We start from the raw sequence: 17,367 nt of genomic DNA, 5'->3' as shown, positions 1-17,367 counted from the left end.
CTCTCAGGTTGCCAGCCAGACGGCGGCGTTTCCTGGCAGGGTGTGATCGCCGGGAAGTGCACGGCTGGCTAGTAGTGGTCGCCCTGACGGCATTGGTACGGGCTCCGAGCCGATGTTGACGACACAGCGGAAGCCCGGAGCGCGGTCGAAGAGGATCAAGGATTCGCTGCTGCCCGGCAGCCAGGTGACCTCGCCGTCGCCCAAGGCCGGCAGGGCGCGGCGCAGTCGAAGAGCCGTGCGGTAGAACTCGAGCATCGACGACGGATCACCGGTTTGGGCTTCGACCGTCAGGGCCTTCCAGTCCGGAGGCTGCGGCAGCCAGGTGTTCGGCGTGGTAGAGAAGCCGTAGGGCGGCACGCTCCCCTCCCAGGGCAAGGGAACCCGGCTGCCGTCGCGTCCGGGATCAGTACCTCCGGATCGGTACCACGTGGGATCTCGCCGAGCAGCAGGCGGCAGTTCCTCGACCTCGGGCAGGCCGAGTTCTTCACCCTGGTAGAGATAGACGCTGCCCGGCAGGGCCAGGGTGAGCAGGACCGAGGCCCGGGCGCGCAACTGACCGAGCTGGGGATCCGCCGGCCGTCCGCGCAGGTCTTTGAGCCAGAAGCCGGGCTCCTGGGTCAGGCGAGCGAATCGGGAAGTGTGCCGCACGACGTCGTGGTTGGACAGCACCCAGGTCGGCGGCGTACTGGTGGCACTGTGCTCGGCCAGAGTCTCCACCAAGGTCCGCCGCAACTGGCCGCCGTCCCAGGGCGTGATCAGGTACCCGGGATTGAACGCGGTGTGCAGTTCGTCCGGGCGCAGGTACCGCGACAGCCGGCTCGGTTCATCGATCCAGGCCTCGGCGACGAAGACCTTCGGCGGGTCGTAGCTGTCGGCGATGGCACGCCAGGTCCGGTAGACGTCGTGCACCTCGTCCCGGTCCCAGTGCGGGTGAGCCGCCCAGGGCGGCCGGACCAGTTCACCGTCGACCTCCACCCGCGGCGGCGGGTACCGACGGCCGTCCAGATCGGGCAGTCCGGCCTCCTTGAACAACGCGTTGGCCACGTCGATGCGGAATCCGTCGGCGCCCAGGTCGAACCAGAACCGCAGCGTCTGCTCGAAGTCCGCCCGGACATCCGGGTGGTTCCAGTTCAGGTCGGGCTGCTCGGCCGCGAACAGATGGAGGTACCACTGCCCTGGTGAGCCGTCCGGTTCCGTCACGCGCGTCCAGGCCGGGCCGTTGAAGACGCTGGTCCAGTCGTTCGGCGGCAGTTCGCCGTCGACGCCCCGGCCGTCGCGGAAGAGGAACCGGTCCCGTGCCGCCGCGCCAGGTCCCGCGGCGAGCGCCTGCCGGAACCACGGGTGCTGGTCCGAGCAGTGATTGGGCACCAGGTCCAGCAGCACCCGAAGCCCCTTCTCCTGAGCTACGGCGATCAGTTCGCGCGCGTCGTCGAGCGTGCCGAACCTGGGATCGATCGCGCGATGGTTGCTGATGTCGTAGCCCGCATCCGCCATCGGCGACGGGTACCAGGGATTGACCCAGATCGCGTCGGCACCGAGCGCGACGACGTGATCCAGCCGGGCGCGGAGTCCGGCGATGTCGCCGAGGCCGTCCCCGTCGCCGTCGGCGAAGCTGGCGATGTAGACCTGGTAGACGACGGCATCGCGCCACCAGTCTGCAGAACTCTTCACGCCCGCGCTCATCGCTACTCCTCACTGTCGGCGTCGTCGGTCAAGCTAACCGCCGGCACCGACAGTTCAGGACGGATGCGTCGCCGGCAGTCCAGCGCACCGCGGATCGTTCAGGCCACGGTGGCGTCCACGGTGCCGGGGATGTTGCCGCGGGTGGCGTTGGAGTACGGGCAGATCGTGTGGGCGGCGGCGACGAGCGCGTCGGCGGTGGCCTCGTCGATGCCGCCGAACTCCGCGTGCAGTGCGGCGGAGAGACTGAAACCGCCCTGCTCGGGGTTCGTGGCGCCACCCGGTCCGCCCATCTCGTGCGGGACGGCGAGGGTGACGTCGAGCAGGCCGTCGTTGCTGGCTGCGCGCCCGCCGGCCCGACCGTCTCCGGTCGAGGTGGCCATGGCGGTGTACAGAGGTTGGGACATGCCGTTCTCCTTCTGTGCTTGGGATCAGGTGAGCCGAGTACGGCGGCCGTCGGCTTCGAGCAGGCGGAGCCAGATCTCGCTGATGGTCGGATAGGCGGGGACCGCGTGCCAGAGACGGTCGAGCGAGACCTCCGCGGTGACGGCGATAGTGGCCGCATGCAACAGTTCGGCCACGTCGGGCCCGACCGCGGTGAAGCCGATCAGGACGTTGCGGTCCGCGTCGACGATCATCCGGGCCTGGCCGCGGTAGCCGTCCGCGTGCAGCGCCGCGCCGGCGACCGCGCCAAGATCGTGGTCGACGACCCTGATCCGGAAGCCGGCGGCCGAGGCGGCCTCGGCGGACAGGCCGACGGCGGCGACCTCGGGATCGGTGAAGATCACCTGCGTGGTGGCCCGTTCGTCGGCGGTGACAGCGTGGCGCCCCCAGGCAGCGAGATCGAGCTCCTGGCCGTGAGCTCGCGCGGCGATCGCATCGCCCAGCGCGCGAGCTTGGTACTTGCCGTGATGCGTCAACAGTGCCCGCTTGTTCACGTCGCCCGCGGCGTACAGCCAGCCATCGCCGACCGGCTTGCCGTCGTCGCCGACCACAGCGAGAGCGTCGTCGACGGGAAGCCAGGCTCCGGGGGTGAGACCGAGGTGGTCCAGGCCGAGGTCCTTGGTGTTCGGGGTCCGTCCGGTGGCGACCAGGACTTCGTCGGCGGCGACGAGCCGACCGTCGGAGAGGGTGAGGTGCACGGTGCCGGACGTGTCCCGCCGGGCCTCGGTCGCGTCGAGCTTCAGGTGCAGCGAGACACCGGCCGCACGGAGCGCAGCGGTCACCTGGTCACTGGCGAACGGCTCAACACCGGGGAGCAGCCGGGTCTGGGAAATGAGTGTCACGTGTGAGCCGAGGGCGCTGAACGCAGTCGCCATCTCTGATCCGACCACTCCCCCGCCGATGATCGCGAGCCGATCGGGAACGGTTCGCGCGGCCGCAGCTTCCCTGCTCGCCCATGGAGCCACGTCCGCCAGGCAGAGGACGGGCGGTAGCTGGGCGCTGCTTCCGGTGGCGATGACGACTGCGTGGCGTGCCTGCAGCACCCTGCTCGTGCCATCGGTGCCGGTGACCGTGACGACCCGGGTGCCGGTGATGCGTCCGTGGCCGCGGACCAGCGCGATCCCTGCCTGGTCGAGCCATTCGGCTTGCCCCGTGTCGCTCCAGTTGGAGGCGAAACGGTCCCGCCGGGCCAGTACCGCGGCGACCTCCAGGCCCCCGGTGACTGCCTGACCGGCAGCCGGCAGTGCGCGAGCGGCGCGCACCGCGGCCGCGTCGCGGAGCAGGGCCTTGGTCGGCATGCACGCCCAGTACGAGCACTCGCCGCCGACGAGTTCGCGTTCGACGATCGCCGCGCTGAGGCCGCCTTGCACCACCCGGTCGGCAACGTTCTCGCCGACCGGGCCGGCGCCGATGATCACCACGTCGAAGGTGGTGCTTTCGCTCGGGTTCGCCATCACTTCGCCGCCGCTGCGAGGCGGTGCAGACGGATCGCCGAGCTCAGGAAGAAGACGCCGCCGACCGTGGCGTACCCGGCGATGCCGCTGATCGAAGCGTTCGCGCCGGCGGCCATCAGGACGAAGCCGGTCCCGGCGAGCGTGGAGAGTCCACCGCTCAGGATCATCGGCCACTGGCCACCGAGGCGGTAACGCAGGATCGCGACGATCAACTGCACGACGCCCGCGGTGATCGCCCAGGCTCCCCACACCCGCAGCACGCTCGGGATGCCGGAGGTGACCGCGACGGCCAGTGCGATCGCCGCGAGCAGGCTGAGGGCTAGGTTCGCGTACAGCGGTGTTCGCGCTCGGGTGGCACCCGAGGAACGGAGGTCGACGACGGCCGCGGCCAGGTCGACCAGCGGGTAGAGCACCAGGAGGGCGATGCTCACCGGATTGAGCGTCGACGCGCTGAGGATGAGCAAAACGGCCCAGAGGACGGCGAATCCGGAGCGGGCGTAGTACAGGTTTCGCAGGTTGGTGCCGGCGGTCGCCGCACCCGCGCGCTGGACGCCCGCCGCAGTGGAACTGGACATCAGAGTCTTCTTTCACTGTGGTAGATAGAACGATCGGTCTTGCTGAGCTTCACGCATCGGTGCCGCACTGTCAAGACCGATCGTTCTGTCTGCTAGCCTGGCGGCACGGATCCGAGGAAGGAGAGGCGGATGTCGGAAGCCCGGGCACGACTGCTCAGTACGGCCAGCGGCCTGTTCTACTCGGAGGGGCTGCACTCGGTCGGCATCGACCGCATCATCGCCACCGCCGGAGTGACCCGCGCGACGCTCTACCGGCACTTCCCCAGCAAGGACGAACTGCTCGTCGCCTACCTGACGCAGGCCGACCAGGCGATCCGCGCCCGAGTGAGCGCCGCGCGATCCGAGGATGCCTCCGCCGACGAGGTCATTCGCACTGTCAGTCGGTCCATCGCGGACGACATCCAGCACCCCGGCTTTCGCGGCTGCGCGTTCCTCAACGCCGCCGCCGAGTATCCCGACCCGGCCCACCCGGTGCACCAGGCGGTCCTGCGGCACCGGCAGTGGTTTCTGGCCACGATCACCGAGCTCTTCACCGACACCGGAAAGCCGGACCCGGAGCCTGCCGCCCAGCACTTCGTCATGCTGCGCGACGGCGCCATGACCGCCGGCTGCCTGTCCGACCCCGAGCCCATCTGCGCGACGTTCCTGCGCGGGATCGAAGGACTGCTCACGTACCGCAGCCGCCGGCAGCCGGACGCCTGAACCTCACACCTGACCAGGCGATCGTCACTTCGGGTTCCTGACCGATACCGCAGGTAACCAGGAGCTAGTAAGGTGTCGTCCGCCGACGGTCCGGTCGGCCCGGTTCGCAACTTGGGGAAGGTCATGCAGCCTGACAAGCAGCCACTCTCGATCACCATCGACGAGACCGTTCCGACCGCGGCGCGCATGTACGACTACTACCTCGGCGGCAAGGACAATTTCGCAGCGGACCGAGCAGCCGTTGCCGAGCTCGACCAGGTCGTCCCGAGCACCCGCGCCCTGGCCGTGAACAACCGGCGGTTCCTGCAGCGGGCCGTGCGGGTTCTCGCCGAGGAGCACGGGATCAAGCAGTTCCTCGACCACGGATCCGGCCTGCCCACGCAGGACAACGTGCACCAGGTCGCCCAGCGGACCCACGAGGACGCACGAGTCGTCTACGTCGACAACGACCCGGTGGTGCTGGCGCACGGCCGGGCGCTGCTGGTCGAGGACGAGCGCACGACGGTCATCCAGGCCGACCTGCGCGACACCGACACGATCTTTTCCCACCCCGACACCCAGCGGTTGATCGACTTCTCCCAGCCGGTCGCCGTGCTGTTCAACTCGGTCTTCCACTGCATCCCGGACAGCGAGACCGACGGCCCGTCGGCCGTGGTTCACCGGGTCACCGAGCGGCTGGTTCCGGGCAGCTACCTGGTGATGTGCCAGCTGGTCAGCGAGGACCCCCGGATCCGCGAGTCCGTCACCAAGTTCATGGACCAGGTCACGCAGGGCCACTGGGGCCGTGTTCGGCAGGAGAAGGACGTGGCCGAGTGGTTCGAGGGCATGGACATCCTCGAGCCCGGACTCGTCGAGGTGTCCACGTGGCGGCCCGACGGCAACGACGCTCCGCAGCAACTGACCTCGGAGTGGATCGAGTTCGGCGGCATCGCCCGCCTTCGCTGAGCGTTCTCAGCCTTCGGGGTGACCGTCGTAGGTGCGGATCTTGTACTCCGTGGTCTCCAGCGCGAGGGTGAGTTCGCGCAGCTGCTGCTTGATCCGGTCGCGCTGGTCGAGCATGATGCGCCGGCGGTCGGGCATCGTGCTCGCGCCTTGCTCGACGAGCGCGATGTACCGCTTGAGGTCGTGCATCGTCATGCCCGCCACCCGCATCCGGGTCAGAAAAACCAGCCGCCGCAGGTCTAGCGCGGAGTACTCGCGGTACCCGGAAGCGTTGCGGGCGGGCCGCACGAGGCCCTGCTGCTCGTAGTACCGGAGCGTGTGCGTCGACAGTCCGACGACACCGGCGGCCTCGGCGACTCCCAGCGGCGCCGCCGACGCGTCGATCGTGGCATCGCCCAGCAGGTCGTGCAGCGCGTCCACGACCGACGTGGACTGCTCGTCGGACGCGGTGAGAATGCGGTCGATCAGCGCGTCGGTGGCCATGCACGCCACCCTAGGGGTCAGAACGCCCGGACCGAGGGTGGCATCCCCGGGAAGTCCGCTGACTCGCTCACGGCAGCCCACTTCTGGACGTCGTCGAGCGCACGCTGGTAGACGCGGGTGAGGTTGCGCACCGCCTCGGCACCGAGCGGCAGCCGCAGCGGCGCGTCGGCGCCGTCGAGCACGTCCCGGATGATGGCGGCGGCCCGGCCGGGATCACCTTCCTGACGGCCGTCGGCGTCGGCCATGTTGGCCCGCACGGCACCGATCACGTCGTCGTACGTAGCTTGCCGGTCGGCGGTCTTGAGCACGTCGGCCGTGTTGAACTCGGTGCGGAAGCGGCTGGGCTCGACGATCAGCACGCGGATACCGAACGGCGCGACCTCGCCGGCCAGCGCCTCGGACCAGCCTTCCAGCGCGAACTTGCCGGCCGAGTAGCTCCCGACCGCGGGGAACGACATGCGTCCGCCCTGACTGCTCATCTGCACGATCGCGCCCGCGCCCTGCTCCCGTAGGTGCGGCAGAGCAGCCCGGACGTAGGCGGCCGGGCCGAGCAGGTGCTGCTCGAGCATGTCGCGCAGTTCGCCGTCGCTGACTTCCTCGGCCGCCCCGACCTGCCCGGCGCCGGCGTTGTTGACGAGGACGTCGACCCGCCCGAACACGTCGAGCGCGCGCTGCACGACCGCGGCAGCGCCCGACGTGTCCCGCACATCGTGCTCGACCCCCACGAACCGATCCCCACAGCGGGCCTTGAACGCATCGAACCGGTCGACGCGGCGCGCGGTCCCGAGCACCTGCTCCCCGGCCCGCAGGGCAGCCTCGGCCAGCGCCAGGCCGAGGCCGGAACTCGCGCCGGTGATGATCCATGTCTTGCTGTCGCTGCTTGTCGCCATGGTTTCGACCGTAGAGATTCGAGCGCGCTCGAAGGCAAGCTCCGACCTACTACTTCCACTACTCCGTGATACTGTGTACCGGTACTCAGCGGTACTGAGTACTTGGGCTCGAGGAGGCGCCGGATGGACGGCCTGACGGAGATGCTGAAGGGCACGCTCGAGGGCTGCGTGCTGCAGATCATCGGCAGCGAACAGACCTACGGGTACGCCATCACGCGCCGGTTGAACGAGCTCGGCTTCACCGACGTCGTCGAGGGCACGGTCTACACCATCCTGGTGCGACTGGAGAAGAACGGGCTCGTCGAGGTGACGAAGCGACCGTCGGGGCAGGGTCCGCCGCGCAAGTTCTATGCGCTCAACGACGCCGGCCGCGACGAGCTCACGACGTTCTGGGCGAAATGGGACTACGTCGCAGCACGGATCGACAAGCTCAGAGAGGGCGGGACATGAACCTGTGGCAACGCATGACCGGCAGCGACCTCACCCGTGAGTGGACGGCGTTCGAGGCGCGGGCCGCGGCACTGCCGGCCGACCACCGGGCGGCGTGGCAACAGATCAAGCTCCACCTGACCGCGTCCCACTCGGACTTCACCGGCCGAAACCTGCTACCGATCGCCGACGGTGCTTTGGGGCTGCTGGAAGAGACCGCGGCCGACGGGCAGAGCGTCCGGGAAGTGCTCGGTGACGACATCGCGGGCTTCTGCGCGGCGCTGGCCGGCGGCGAAGGGGCACCCAGCTATCGCGACCGGTGGCGCGACCAGCTGAACAGGAACGTCGCCAGGAAACTGAACCGGCTGGGAGGCTGACGTGGGCATTCGGGACATCATCGACGGCAAGAAGCAGTGGCGGGCGCACGTGGCACGCGTCAAGGCGCTCCCGCCGGACTACCAGATCGTCTACCAGGAGATCCAGAAGTACTACTTCAAGGTCGGACCGATCGACCTGCAGGAAGGCCACCTGCTGCCCGGGTTGCTCGGCTTCTTCGAGGAGGGCGCCGCTGCCGGCCGGGGCGTGCTGGAGCTCACCGGCGAGGACGTCGCGGCCTTCTGCGACGAGCTGATCAAGGATTCGCGCACCTACGCGGACATCTACCAGGAGTCCGTCAGCGCAGAGTCCGGCACGGCCGAGAAGTAGCACCGTTGGCGCTCACCAGCTGGGTTCGGCGGTTTCTAACAGACCTCTAACACCGTTGCTGCACAGGGATTCCGGGTGATGAACTCCCGGCGGCAAGGATGTAGTCGACGGCACCGCCGCGTACGATCCAGCGGGCAGCGACAACGGAGGTACGGATGAAGTGGCGCCACCCGGGCCAGCTGGTCGTGGCCGGGTTCGCAGCGGTGACAGCCGTCGGCACCATGCTACTGATGTTGCCAGTGGCATCGACCACCGGAGAGTCGACCGGTGTGGTGCCGGCGCTGTTCACCGCGGTGTCGGCGGTGTGCGTCACCGGCCTGATCGTGGTCGACACCCCGACGTACTGGTCCGGGTTCGGCGAAGGCGTCGTTCTCGGGCTGATCCAGATCGGCGGCCTGGGGGTGATGACGCTGGCCTCGGTCCTCGCCCTGCTGGTCGCACGTCGGCTCGGCATGCGCCTGCAACTGTCGGCCCAGGCCGAGACGAAAGCGCTGGGTCTGGGCGACGTCCGCCAGGTCGTCGGCGGCGTGATCCGGCTCAGCCTCGCCGTCGAGGTCGTCATCGCGATCCTGCTCGCGCTGCGCTTCGGTCTCGGCTACGGCGAGTCGTTCGGCCGCGCGGTCTACCTCGGGGTGTTCCACGCGGTGTCGGCGTACAACAACGCCGGCTTCGCCCTGTACAGCGACAGCCTGATCGGGTTCGCCACCGACCCGTTCATCTGCTTCCCGATCATGGCGGCGATCGTTCTCGGCGGCCTGGGCTTCCCGGTCGTGCTGGAGTTGCTGCGCCGCCGCCGGCGCGAGTGGCGCGGCCGGCCGTGGTCGCTGCACACCCGGATCACGCTGGCCACGTACGGCGGTCTGCTGGTCGTCGGCACCGTCGCCGTCACCGTGGTCGAGTGGCGCAATCCCGCCACGCTCGGCGCGCTGGAGCTTCACCACAGATTGCTGGTCGGGCTGTTCCACGGTGTGATGCCGCGGACCGCCGGGTTCAACAGTCTCGACGTGGCCCAGTTGGAGCCGACCACGCTGCTGGTCAACGACGTGCTGATGTTCATCGGCGGCGGCAGCGCCGGCACCGCGGGCGGCATCAAGGTGACCACCTTCGCGCTGCTGGCCTTCGTCATGCTCGCCGAGATCCGTGGCGAACCGACGGTCCACGTCCTGAACCGCCGGCTGCCCGGGCAGGTCCAGCGCCAGGCACTCACCGTCGCCCTGCTCGGCGTCGGCACTGTGATGGCCGGGACGCTCGCGCTGCTGGCGATGACCTCGTTCAAGCTGGACGACGTGCTGTTCGAAACCGTCTCGGCGTTCGGCACCGTCGGCATGTCCACCGGCATCACCGCGAAGCTCCCGGTGGCCGGACAGTTCGTCCTGATGGCCTTGATGTTCATCGGCCGGCTCGGTCCGGTCACCCTGGCGTCGGCACTCGCGATCAGAGACCGTCCGCGCCGCTACGAACTACCTGAGGAGAGACCCGTCGTTGGCTGACCAGAAACGCACGAACCACAGCTCGCGCATCGTCGTGATCGGCCTCGGCCGCTTCGGCAGCTCACTGGCCCGCGAACTCGCCCGCGGCGGCTACCAGATCCTCGGAATCGATGCCGACCCGCGCCGCGTCCAGGCCATCGCCGACGAGCTGACCCACACCGTTGTCGCCGACACCACCGACGAGGAGGCGCTGCGCCAGCTCGGCGTACCGGAGTTCGAGCGCGCCGTGGTCGGCATCGGCAGCAACCTCGAGGCGAGCATCCTGACCACGTCCTTGCTGGCCGACTTCGCCATCCCCACCATCTGGGCCAAGGCCACCAACCGGCAGCAGGGCCGCATCCTGGAACGGATCGGCGCCCACCACGTGGTCCTGCCCGAGCACGACATGGGCGAACGCGTCGCGCACCTGGTCACCGGCCGGATGCTCGACTTCATCGAGTTCGAGGACGACTACGCGATCGTGAAAACCAACGCCCCGGTCCAGACCCACGACCAGTCGCTGGGCAAGAGCCGGCTCCGCTCGAAGTACGGCGTCACCGTGGTCGGCGTCAAACGTCCCGGCGAGGGTTTCACCTACGCCACCGCCGACACCGTCGTGCACCGCGGCGACGTGCTGATCGTCGCGGGCAAGACCGCTGACGTCGAAACCGTCGCCGATCTCGACTGACCTCAGCAGCAGCTGGGCCGATCGGAGCGGGTGGTCAGCGAGGGCACAAAACCCCGCGCTCTTTCCGGGGAATCAGGGCAAGCTGAGGTCATGACTGCGACTGTCCGGACGGCGATCACCGACGCCGACTACGAGGCTTGGCGCGCGGTGCGGATCGCCGTACTGCCGTACGAGCGCTGCCCGACCGTCGCCGAGCTGCGCGAGCGGGACCGCCCCGGCCGGCTGATGCTGCTGGCGGAGGCCGACGGCCACGTGGTCGGCAGCGGACTGGCGGATCGTTCCGGCGACGGCGAACGGGCGTCGCTCACGCCGCGCGTCCACCCGGAGTTCCGGCGACGCGGCGTGGGGACCAGCCTGCTCCGGGCGCTCGCCGACCATGCCGTTGCCCAGGGCTACGACGCTGCCGGGACCGGCGTCGACGACGACGGGTCGCGGCTCTTCGCGGAGCGGTTCGGCTTCGTGGAAACGGATCGGCAGGTCGAGCAGGTGCGGCAGCTCGGCGACGAGCCGTGGCCGGCGGCACCGACGGAGTACCGCATCGTCTCGGTCGCGGACCGTCCGGAGCTGTGGCCGGCGGCCTACCACCAGGTCGCGCTGCCGACCTTGCCGGACATGGACCTGCCGGTCCCGCTGCGGGTTTCGCCGACGGACTGGGAGACGGAGTGGATCAACGACCCGGCCGCGATGTTCGTGGCCGTCGCCGGTGACACGGTGATCGGCGTGGCGGGGCTGCTGCTGGACACCGATCGTCCGGAACGCGCGGAGGTCGCCTACACCGCCGTACGCCGGGAGTGGCGCGGCAAGTCGGTCGCCGCGACCCTCAAACGCACCAGCATGGCGTGGGCCGCCGACCACGGAATCACCGAGATCTACACCTGGACGCAGCGGGGCAACGACGCGATGCGCCGCCTCAACGAACACCTCGGCTTCAGTTACGGCATCGTCAGCATCACCCTGCGAGCACCGCTGCCGCTGGCCGGGCTGGGTCCACAGCAGTAGATCGGCACGCTGGGCGAAGTGGCCCATCCTCCCTGCCGGGCAATGGCCCATGGATGCGGGCAACCTCGTCGGTACGGTCGAAAACGAGCGATCGTAGCTGCCTACCGTTAGGGGTCACTCATGCGTGCAATCACCGTTCGAGACCGCGCTGCCGGCGTCGACGGGCTGTCCCTGACGGACCTCCCCTCTCCTCATGCTGCCGAGAACGACGTCATCGTCCGGGTCCACGCCGCCGGGTTCACCCGCGGCGAGCTCGAGTGGCCCGGCACCTGGACCGACCGGGCCGGTCGAGATCGGACCCCGAGCGTGCCGGGGCACGAAGTAGCAGGCGTCGTCGCCGAGCTCGGGTTCGGCACCACCGGTCTCACGGTGGGTCAGCGCGTGTTCGGCCTGACCGACTGGACCCGGAACGGAACACTGGCGGAGTACGTCGCGGTGGAAGCGCGCAACCTCGCTCCGCTGCCCGCTGACGTGGACCACGTCGTCGCGGCCGCCTCGCCGATTTCCGGGCTGACCGCCTGGCAGGGTCTGTTCGAGCACGGCCGTCTGCGCACCGGCCAGACCGTGCTGGTCCACGGAGCCGCGGGCGCGGTCGGTTCGCTCGCCGTACAACTCGCGCGGGAGATCGGTGCCCAGGTGATCGGCACGGGTCGCGCCGCCCACCGGGCGACCGCGCTCGACCTCGGCGTGCACAGGTTCGTGGACCTCGACAGCGAACCACTGGAAGCCGCCGGCGAGGTGGACGTGGTCTTCGACGTGATCGGCGGCGACATCCTGGACGCCTCGGCCGCGCTGGTCCGCGCCGGAGGCGCGCTGGTCACCATCGCCGCTCCACCGACGGTCAAACCCCGCGACGGCCGAGCCGTCTTCTTCATCGTCGAGCCGGACCGTGGCCAGCTCGCCTCCATCGCCGACCGCCTCCGCGACGGCCGGCTGACCCCGATCATCGGCGCCGTACGACCGCTGTCCGAAGCCCCCACCGCCTTCGCCGGCAGCCCGCAAACACCCGGCCGAACGATCATCCGGGTCGCCGAAGACTGATTCTTTCAGCTGCTCACAGATACTTGGCCAAGGACAGATCGGTCCGGGGAGCGCCGTCGATGACGAATTCGGCGATGCGGCGCCCTTCGACGACGTAGCCGTGCCGTTCGTACAGGCGTTGGGCAGACGTGTTGGTCTCGAAGACGTACAGGGAGATCTTCCGGGCGCCGCGCTGCTTCGCCTCGGTGGCCACCGCGTCGAGCAGGGTGGAGCCGATGCCCTTGCCCCGCGCCGTCGGCGAGACGGCCAGACCGGCTACCTCCAGTACGCCGGCTCCCTCGGCGAACTGGTACTTGTCCTGCAGCTTGACGTACCCGACCACATCACCGCCGAGCTCCGCGACGAGGTAGCTCTGGGGTCCGGCGCGCTCGGTGAAGAAGCTCCCGCGCAGCGCGGCTCGGAACGAAGGGAACCCGCTGCTGGAGTCCCACGCGGCGGAATCCAGGGCCAGCAGTGCGGGGTCGTCGGCTTCCGCCGCAGGACGAACAAGCACGCGTTCAGCAGTCATCGTCACATCCTGAACCATGGCTTTCCTGGCTGCCCATCGTGCCCGCGCCCTCGCCCGCTCGCCTCGGCTACCTGTGATCTGGGTAACACGCTGTCAGGATCTTCGCTCAGTCGGTGTCTGGTGCTCGAACACTTCGGAGCGAAGGAGACACCATGCAGCAGAACACCGAGATCGTTGTGGTCGGCGGCGGGTACGCCGGGGTGATGGCGGCCAACCGTCTCACGCAGCGTGACGACGTGACGGTGACCGTCGTGAACCCGCGGCGGGTCTTCGTACCGCGGCTCCGGCTGCACCAACTGGTCGGCGGGACCCACGACGCGGTCGTCGCCTACGACGACGTTCTCGCCGAGGGGGTTCGGCTGGTCGTGGACAGCGTGACGCGGATCGACGCGGCCGAGCGCTCCGTGACGCTCGCCGAGGGTGGCACGATCGGCTACGACTACCTGGTCTATGCGGTAGGCAGCGGCAGTGCGGGGCCACAGGTGCCGGGAGCGGCCGAGTTCGCCTACCCGATCGCGACCCTGGACGCGGCACAGCGGCTGCGGTCGGTGCTCGCCGACCGGCCGCTCGCAGCCGGCGTGACCGTCGTCGGAGGCGGACCGACCGGCATCGAGACCGCTGCGGAACTGGCGGAGCAGGGCCGCGCCGTCACGCTGGTCTGCGGTGCTGCCCTCGGGCCGTACCTGCACCCTCGGGCTCGGCGTACCGCCCGCAAGTACCTGGCCAGGCTGGGCGTCAGGGTCATCGAAGGACCCAAAGCGTCGGTCACCGCGGTGACACAGGAAAGCGTGGAGCTCGGTGACGGGCGGACCCTGCCCAGCGAGGTGACGATCTGGACAGCGGGCTTCGGCGTACCCGACCTGGCCGCTCGCAGTGGGCTGCGGACCGACGCCGCCGGTCGCCTGATCACCGACGAAACCCTGACCAGCGTGAACGACGAGCGCATCGTCGCGGCGGGCGACTCCTCGGCGCCGTCCGAGCTGCCGTTCCGGATGAGCGCGTACGCCGCGGGCTGCCTGGGTGCTCACGCCGCGGACACCGTGCTGCACCGGATCGCCGGCGAGCGGCCGACCCCGATCGACCTGTCGTTCAGCGCGATGTGCATCAGCTTCGGCCGGCACGCCGGGATCTTCCAGCTCGCCCACAAGAACGACGTCGCGGCGCCGCTGTACTTCCCGGGACGTGCGGGCAAGAAGCTGAAGGAGCTGTCCTGTGCTTTCAGCGTGAAGCATCTGGTCAAGGAGGCGGAGAAACCGGGTTCGCACTCGTGGCCCAAGGACGGCAAGCACCGGCCGCAGCTGCTGCGGACCCGCCGCGACGACACCACCCCGTCGGTTGCCTAGGACACCAACCCGCCGTCGTGGCATCGGCCGCCGGACCACCGGCTACCGGGCAGGAGAGGACTTCATGAACAGCACAGGTGAATCGCACGGCCGGAAGGCCGATGCTCCGGCGGAATCCGCCGGCGCCACGGACGCGGCGACCGAGGCCTTCGTCACGCATCGGAACCTGCTGTTCACCGTTGCCTACGAGATGCTCGGTTCGGCGGCCGATGCCGAGGACGTCCTGCAGGAAGCCTGGCTGCGCTGGGTGAAGGTCGACCTGGACCAGGTCAAGGACCATCGCGCCTACCTGGTCCGGATCACCAGCCGGCAAGCACTCAACCGGCTGCGCTCGGTCAAGCGCCGCCGCGAGTCGTACGTCGGCTCGTGGCTTCCGGAGCCGCTGCTCACCACGCCGGACGTGGCTGCCGACGTCGAACTGTCCGAGAGCGTGTCGATGGCGCTGATGCTCGTTCTCGAGACGTTGACACCGACCGAACGCGCGGTGTTCGTCCTGCGCGAGGCCTTCGGGATCGGCTACGACGACATCGCGGCCGCCGTCGACAAGACCCCGGCCGCGGTGCACCAGATCGCCCACCGTGCCCGCCGCCACGTCGAAGCCCGGCGGCCGCGCCGCTCAGTCACCGCCCGGCAGGCCCAGGTTGCGCTCGACGCCTTCCAGCGCGCGCTCGAGACCCGGGACCTGCAAGGCCTGCTCGACGTGCTCGCGCCCGACGTCGTGGCGATCAGCGACGGCGGCGGCATCAAGCAGACCACTCCGCGGCCGGTCGTCGGCGCCCGCAAGGTGGCGACGTTCATCGTCGGTGGCCTCACCAAGCACGACGTCACGCTCACCGTCGAACCGACCGCGGTCAACGGCAGCCCCGCACTGGCTCTGCACTACGACGGCGACCTCGACGGCGTCATCGCCATCAGCGTCGAGGACTCCCGCATCACCGGCTTGTACTACGTCCGCAACCCGCAGAAGCTGACCCACCGAGCAACGGAGATTCCACTTACCCGGCAATGATGCCGCCCGGCCGCTCGCGAGGCAGGCGGGCCGCCGTACGACTTTCGCCGGCTACGAGGTCCGTCTCAAGTGCAGGTCCCGGCCGAGGATGCCGGAGAGTCTCGCGGCCTCTTGCTCGATGGCCTTCTCGGGTGGTCGTCGCTCGCCGAGCCAGGCGACCGTGAGCTCGTCACCCCTGAGCGCCCATGTTCCGCAGACGACTCCGCCAACTACCACAGGGTTGGCTTTGCGGGTCATGAGCGCTCGTAGCGATGCCGGGGTCACGTGGACGTCACTGGTGCCGGGACCGATCACCCACTGGTCGTGCCCGGGAAGGAACCGCACGGCCTCCGAATGCCGCGAAGCAGCCAGCGCGTCGACATCCTCCCGCACCACGTAGGCCGTGGTGCCTTGGACGTCGACTGCAGCCAGTCGATCACCGAGCCCGGAGATCCAACCGTTGATCCGTTTGCGGCCGGCGCTCAGCCCGTTGCCGAGCCAGTAGTGAAGATGGGCGAAGGTCGCTGGTCCGTAGCTTCGAAAGTACGCCGTGATGGCGCGCGGACCCGCGTCGTCGAGCTCGGGCAGCCCTGGCCACCGCGGGTTGCTGTCGAGGCGCTGGAAGGTGTGCTGCCCGTCCCGGCGTGGACCCAGGCTCACGTCGCCTTGCCACGTCAGCGGCTTGATCAGCGTGCCCGCGCCCTCGGCGAAAACCGGCTTCAGGTGCCGGTACGCCGGGCGGCGCGTCAGCACATCGCCGAGCTCGAAGATGGTCAGCGGCCCGTCGCTCAGCGCATCACGCACCGCGGCGCGGAAGTCGGGCCAGTCCTGCGGCGCGAGCCGGTAGTACTCCACCCAGCTCGGCAGCTCCCACTGCCGCCCGGCCGACCGGAGCGCGAGGTAGATCCCACCGTCCTCGGGCGCGAGGTAGTGCATCGCCCCGCGGAACGCGAACGCCTTGATCACCGTCCCGTCCGCCACCGCCGCCGCGAGCTCGCCGGGACGAGACGTCTCGCGCCGGGTCCTCACCGCGAGCTCGGCGAGGGACTCGTCCATGGACAGCACCGCACCCAGCCGACGAACGACGTCGGCCACCGACTCCGACCCGATCGGGTCCAGCAGGTGCCGCCCCATCCGCCAGCCCAGCGCCTGCGCCCAGGTGACCGTCGTCTCCGTCGACGTCTTCATCTCCGCATCCTCGCACCGATCCCGGACGAAAATCCGCCCATGAACCAGAAACCAACGATCCCCTGGTTTCTCCAAGGAACCTGATGTGAAGTAGGCGCTCCCTAGGGTGACCTCATGAGTATCGAGTCCCTCTGGCGCGACATCGAGCGCGAGCTCGCGTCAAGCCCCCAGGTCCTGTCGAGCCTGCGACCACCAGCCGCCCGCGACCAACTGCATCGCTGGAGCACCGCAGTCGGTGCCGACTTACCTGAGGCGTTGCGCGATGCATACCTCGTCCACGACGGCACCACGCTCACTGGCGCCGGTGGGTTCTCCTTCATCGCCGAGTGGTACCCACTCCCGGTCGAGCGCGCGATACAACGGCACGCATCTCACGCCGAGTACCTCCAGCTAGTAGCGAGTCCGAACTTGGTGCCGTTCGCCGTCGACCCCGGTGGCAGCGCGCTCGCGCTGAGCTTCGATGGAAGCGACGACCTGTACCTGATTCTCGACGACGCTCCCCCGGTTCCCTACACGTTCCACGAGTTCACCACCCTGGCTGGTCTCCTGTCAGCCACAGTGACCGGCCTGCAGGGCGCGAGCGGTGACTATCGGCCTGAACTTGATGAGCGACATCTCTCGTGGATCAACCTGGAAGAAGAGGCAGACGATCTGGGCTACTGACGCCGCTTACTTCCCGCGTCGACCGGAGGTGCACGCTGGTGGTGTCAAAGTTCGATCGACAACCGCCGTCCACAGTGAGCACGGCGCCGGTCACTGCCGACGCGTTCGCCCGAAGGGCGTCGAACCATCGCGCACGACATCGCTGCCGACTGATCATCTACACCGCACCCACCGGT

General features: G+C 69.1%; 20 protein-coding genes. 12 read left to right on the top strand and 8 right to left on the bottom strand.

Going from position 1 to position 17,367, the window contains the following annotated elements:
* Positions 1–3: 3 nt before the first annotated feature.
* The 4 genes from KFLA_RS05440 to KFLA_RS05425 form a co-directional block, all read right to left on the bottom strand.
* On the bottom strand, positions 4–1,683 hold the full coding sequence (locus KFLA_RS05440) for a glycoside hydrolase family 13 protein (RefSeq protein ID WP_012918764.1): 1,680 nt from the start codon (positions 1,681–1,683) through the stop codon (positions 4–6).
* Between the two features lie 98 nt (positions 1,684–1,781).
* Complete coding sequence (locus KFLA_RS05435) at positions 1,782–2,087, bottom strand: OsmC family protein (protein WP_012918763.1); 306 nt, start codon at positions 2,085–2,087, stop codon at positions 1,782–1,784.
* A gap of 24 nt (positions 2,088–2,111) precedes the next feature.
* On the bottom strand, positions 2,112–3,578 hold the full coding sequence (locus KFLA_RS05430; protein WP_012918762.1) for a dihydrolipoyl dehydrogenase family protein: 1,467 nt from the start codon (positions 3,576–3,578) through the stop codon (positions 2,112–2,114).
* Complete coding sequence (locus KFLA_RS05425) at positions 3,578–4,153, bottom strand: hypothetical protein (RefSeq protein WP_012918761.1); 576 nt, start codon at positions 4,151–4,153, stop codon at positions 3,578–3,580. The genes KFLA_RS05430 and KFLA_RS05425 overlap by 1 nt, the downstream gene beginning before the upstream one ends.
* Before the next feature lie 129 nt (positions 4,154–4,282).
* On the opposite strand from KFLA_RS05425, the gene KFLA_RS05420 reads away from it, so the two are divergent.
* Together KFLA_RS05420 and KFLA_RS05415 are read left to right on the top strand one after the other, a co-directional pair.
* Positions 4,283–4,855 (top strand): TetR/AcrR family transcriptional regulator, encoded by a 573-nt coding sequence (locus KFLA_RS05420; RefSeq protein ID WP_012918760.1) that lies wholly within the window; start codon positions 4,283–4,285, stop codon positions 4,853–4,855.
* 123 nt (positions 4,856–4,978) lie between these two features.
* Positions 4,979–5,800: an SAM-dependent methyltransferase gene (locus KFLA_RS05415; protein ID WP_041289804.1), complete on the top strand. Its 822-nt coding sequence runs from the start codon at positions 4,979–4,981 to the stop codon at positions 5,798–5,800.
* A gap of 6 nt (positions 5,801–5,806) precedes the next feature.
* Here KFLA_RS05415 and KFLA_RS05410 read toward each other — a convergent pair whose 3' ends face one another.
* Positions 5,807–6,280: a MerR family transcriptional regulator gene (locus KFLA_RS05410; protein WP_012918758.1), complete on the bottom strand. Its 474-nt coding sequence runs from the start codon at positions 6,278–6,280 to the stop codon at positions 5,807–5,809.
* 17 nt (positions 6,281–6,297) lie between these two features.
* Entirely contained in the window at positions 6,298–7,170 is an 873-nt protein-coding gene (locus KFLA_RS05405) for an SDR family NAD(P)-dependent oxidoreductase (RefSeq protein WP_012918757.1), read from the bottom strand.
* A 123-nt stretch (positions 7,171–7,293) separates the two neighbouring features.
* Between KFLA_RS05405 and KFLA_RS05400 the strand changes: the two genes are divergently transcribed.
* The 7 genes from KFLA_RS05400 to KFLA_RS05370 all read left to right on the top strand — a co-directional run bounded on the left by KFLA_RS05400 (position 7,294) and on the right by KFLA_RS05370 (position 12,501).
* The gene (locus KFLA_RS05400; RefSeq protein WP_012918756.1) at positions 7,294–7,620 is read left to right on the top strand and encodes a PadR family transcriptional regulator; all 327 of its coding nucleotides are present in this window, start codon (positions 7,294–7,296) and stop codon (positions 7,618–7,620) included.
* A complete protein-coding gene (locus tag KFLA_RS05395) occupies positions 7,617–7,976 on the top strand; it encodes a DUF1048 domain-containing protein (RefSeq protein WP_012918755.1) in 360 nt (119 codons plus the stop codon). Before KFLA_RS05400 ends, KFLA_RS05395 begins: the two co-directional genes overlap by 4 nt.
* Before the next feature lies 1 nt (position 7,977).
* Positions 7,978–8,304, top strand: coding sequence for a DUF1048 domain-containing protein (locus KFLA_RS05390; RefSeq protein WP_012918754.1), 327 nt, complete (start codon positions 7,978–7,980; stop codon positions 8,302–8,304).
* A 155-nt stretch (positions 8,305–8,459) separates the two neighbouring features.
* A complete protein-coding gene (locus tag KFLA_RS05385) occupies positions 8,460–9,794 on the top strand; it encodes a TrkH family potassium uptake protein (RefSeq protein WP_012918753.1) in 1,335 nt (444 codons plus the stop codon).
* A complete protein-coding gene (locus tag KFLA_RS05380) occupies positions 9,787–10,461 on the top strand; it encodes a potassium channel family protein (protein ID WP_012918752.1) in 675 nt (224 codons plus the stop codon). The genes KFLA_RS05385 and KFLA_RS05380 overlap by 8 nt, the downstream gene beginning before the upstream one ends.
* Positions 10,462–10,551: 90 nt before the next feature.
* Complete coding sequence (locus KFLA_RS05375; RefSeq protein WP_012918751.1) at positions 10,552–11,460, top strand: GNAT family N-acetyltransferase; 909 nt, start codon at positions 10,552–10,554, stop codon at positions 11,458–11,460.
* Positions 11,461–11,580: 120 nt separating this feature from the next.
* Complete coding sequence (locus tag KFLA_RS05370; protein ID WP_012918750.1) at positions 11,581–12,501, top strand: NADP-dependent oxidoreductase; 921 nt, start codon at positions 11,581–11,583, stop codon at positions 12,499–12,501.
* 13 nt (positions 12,502–12,514) lie between these two features.
* On the opposite strand, the gene KFLA_RS05365 is transcribed toward KFLA_RS05370, so the two are convergent.
* On the bottom strand, positions 12,515–13,009 hold the full coding sequence (locus KFLA_RS05365; protein WP_041289801.1) for a GNAT family N-acetyltransferase: 495 nt from the start codon (positions 13,007–13,009) through the stop codon (positions 12,515–12,517).
* A 152-nt stretch (positions 13,010–13,161) separates the two neighbouring features.
* Here KFLA_RS05365 and KFLA_RS05360 point away from each other — a divergent pair, with 152 nt between their 5' ends.
* Positions 13,162–14,352 carry an NAD(P)/FAD-dependent oxidoreductase gene (locus KFLA_RS05360; RefSeq protein WP_012918748.1) on the top strand — a complete coding sequence of 397 codons (1,191 nt, stop codon included), beginning with the start codon at positions 13,162–13,164 and terminating at the stop codon, positions 14,350–14,352.
* Between the two features lie 64 nt (positions 14,353–14,416).
* On the top strand, positions 14,417–15,361 hold the full coding sequence (locus tag KFLA_RS05355) for an RNA polymerase sigma-70 factor (protein ID WP_012918747.1): 945 nt from the start codon (positions 14,417–14,419) through the stop codon (positions 15,359–15,361).
* Between the two features lie 51 nt (positions 15,362–15,412).
* Here KFLA_RS05355 and KFLA_RS05350 read toward each other — a convergent pair whose 3' ends face one another.
* Positions 15,413–16,528: a DNA glycosylase AlkZ-like family protein gene (locus KFLA_RS05350; protein WP_012918746.1), complete on the bottom strand. Its 1,116-nt coding sequence runs from the start codon at positions 16,526–16,528 to the stop codon at positions 15,413–15,415.
* Between the two features lie 114 nt (positions 16,529–16,642).
* Between KFLA_RS05350 and KFLA_RS05345 the strand changes: the two genes are divergently transcribed.
* The gene (locus KFLA_RS05345; RefSeq protein WP_012918745.1) at positions 16,643–17,191 is read left to right on the top strand and encodes an SMI1/KNR4 family protein; all 549 of its coding nucleotides are present in this window, start codon (positions 16,643–16,645) and stop codon (positions 17,189–17,191) included.
* The last annotated feature ends 176 nt before the right edge of the window (positions 17,192–17,367 follow it).

The sequence above is a fragment of the Kribbella flavida DSM 17836 genome (genome assembly GCF_000024345.1).
Lineage (GTDB): Bacteria > Actinomycetota > Actinomycetes > Propionibacteriales > Kribbellaceae > Kribbella > Kribbella flavida.
Note: the sequence above shows the minus strand (reverse complement) of the source record. Positions and strands in the feature narration are given on the sequence as shown.

Bases quoted from the DNA above. Each gene is read 5' to 3' on its own strand.
- KFLA_RS05440 (WP_012918764.1), bottom strand. From the start codon at position 1,683: ATGAGCGCGGGCGTGAAGAGTTCTGCAGACTGGTGGCGCGATGCCGTC.
- KFLA_RS05435 (WP_012918763.1), bottom strand. From the start codon at position 2,087: ATGTCCCAACCTCTGTACACCGCCATGGCCACCTCGACCGGAGACGGT.
- KFLA_RS05430 (WP_012918762.1), bottom strand. From the start codon at position 3,578: ATGGCGAACCCGAGCGAAAGCACCACCTTCGACGTGGTGATCATCGGC.
- KFLA_RS05425 (WP_012918761.1), bottom strand. From the start codon at position 4,153: ATGTCCAGTTCCACTGCGGCGGGCGTCCAGCGCGCGGGTGCGGCGACC.
- KFLA_RS05420 (WP_012918760.1), top strand. From the start codon at position 4,283: ATGTCGGAAGCCCGGGCACGACTGCTCAGTACGGCCAGCGGCCTGTTC.
- KFLA_RS05415 (WP_041289804.1), top strand. From the start codon at position 4,979: ATGCAGCCTGACAAGCAGCCACTCTCGATCACCATCGACGAGACCGTT.
- KFLA_RS05410 (WP_012918758.1), bottom strand. From the start codon at position 6,280: ATGGCCACCGACGCGCTGATCGACCGCATTCTCACCGCGTCCGACGAG.
- KFLA_RS05405 (WP_012918757.1), bottom strand. From the start codon at position 7,170: ATGGCGACAAGCAGCGACAGCAAGACATGGATCATCACCGGCGCGAGT.
- KFLA_RS05400 (WP_012918756.1), top strand. From the start codon at position 7,294: ATGGACGGCCTGACGGAGATGCTGAAGGGCACGCTCGAGGGCTGCGTG.
- KFLA_RS05395 (WP_012918755.1), top strand. From the start codon at position 7,617: ATGAACCTGTGGCAACGCATGACCGGCAGCGACCTCACCCGTGAGTGG.
- KFLA_RS05385 (WP_012918753.1), top strand. From the start codon at position 8,460: ATGAAGTGGCGCCACCCGGGCCAGCTGGTCGTGGCCGGGTTCGCAGCG.
- KFLA_RS05375 (WP_012918751.1), top strand. From the start codon at position 10,552: ATGACTGCGACTGTCCGGACGGCGATCACCGACGCCGACTACGAGGCT.
- KFLA_RS05370 (WP_012918750.1), top strand. From the start codon at position 11,581: ATGCGTGCAATCACCGTTCGAGACCGCGCTGCCGGCGTCGACGGGCTG.
- KFLA_RS05365 (WP_041289801.1), bottom strand. From the start codon at position 13,009: ATGACTGCTGAACGCGTGCTTGTTCGTCCTGCGGCGGAAGCCGACGAC.
- KFLA_RS05360 (WP_012918748.1), top strand. From the start codon at position 13,162: ATGCAGCAGAACACCGAGATCGTTGTGGTCGGCGGCGGGTACGCCGGG.
- KFLA_RS05355 (WP_012918747.1), top strand. From the start codon at position 14,417: ATGAACAGCACAGGTGAATCGCACGGCCGGAAGGCCGATGCTCCGGCG.
- KFLA_RS05350 (WP_012918746.1), bottom strand. From the start codon at position 16,528: ATGAAGACGTCGACGGAGACGACGGTCACCTGGGCGCAGGCGCTGGGC.
- KFLA_RS05345 (WP_012918745.1), top strand. From the start codon at position 16,643: ATGAGTATCGAGTCCCTCTGGCGCGACATCGAGCGCGAGCTCGCGTCA.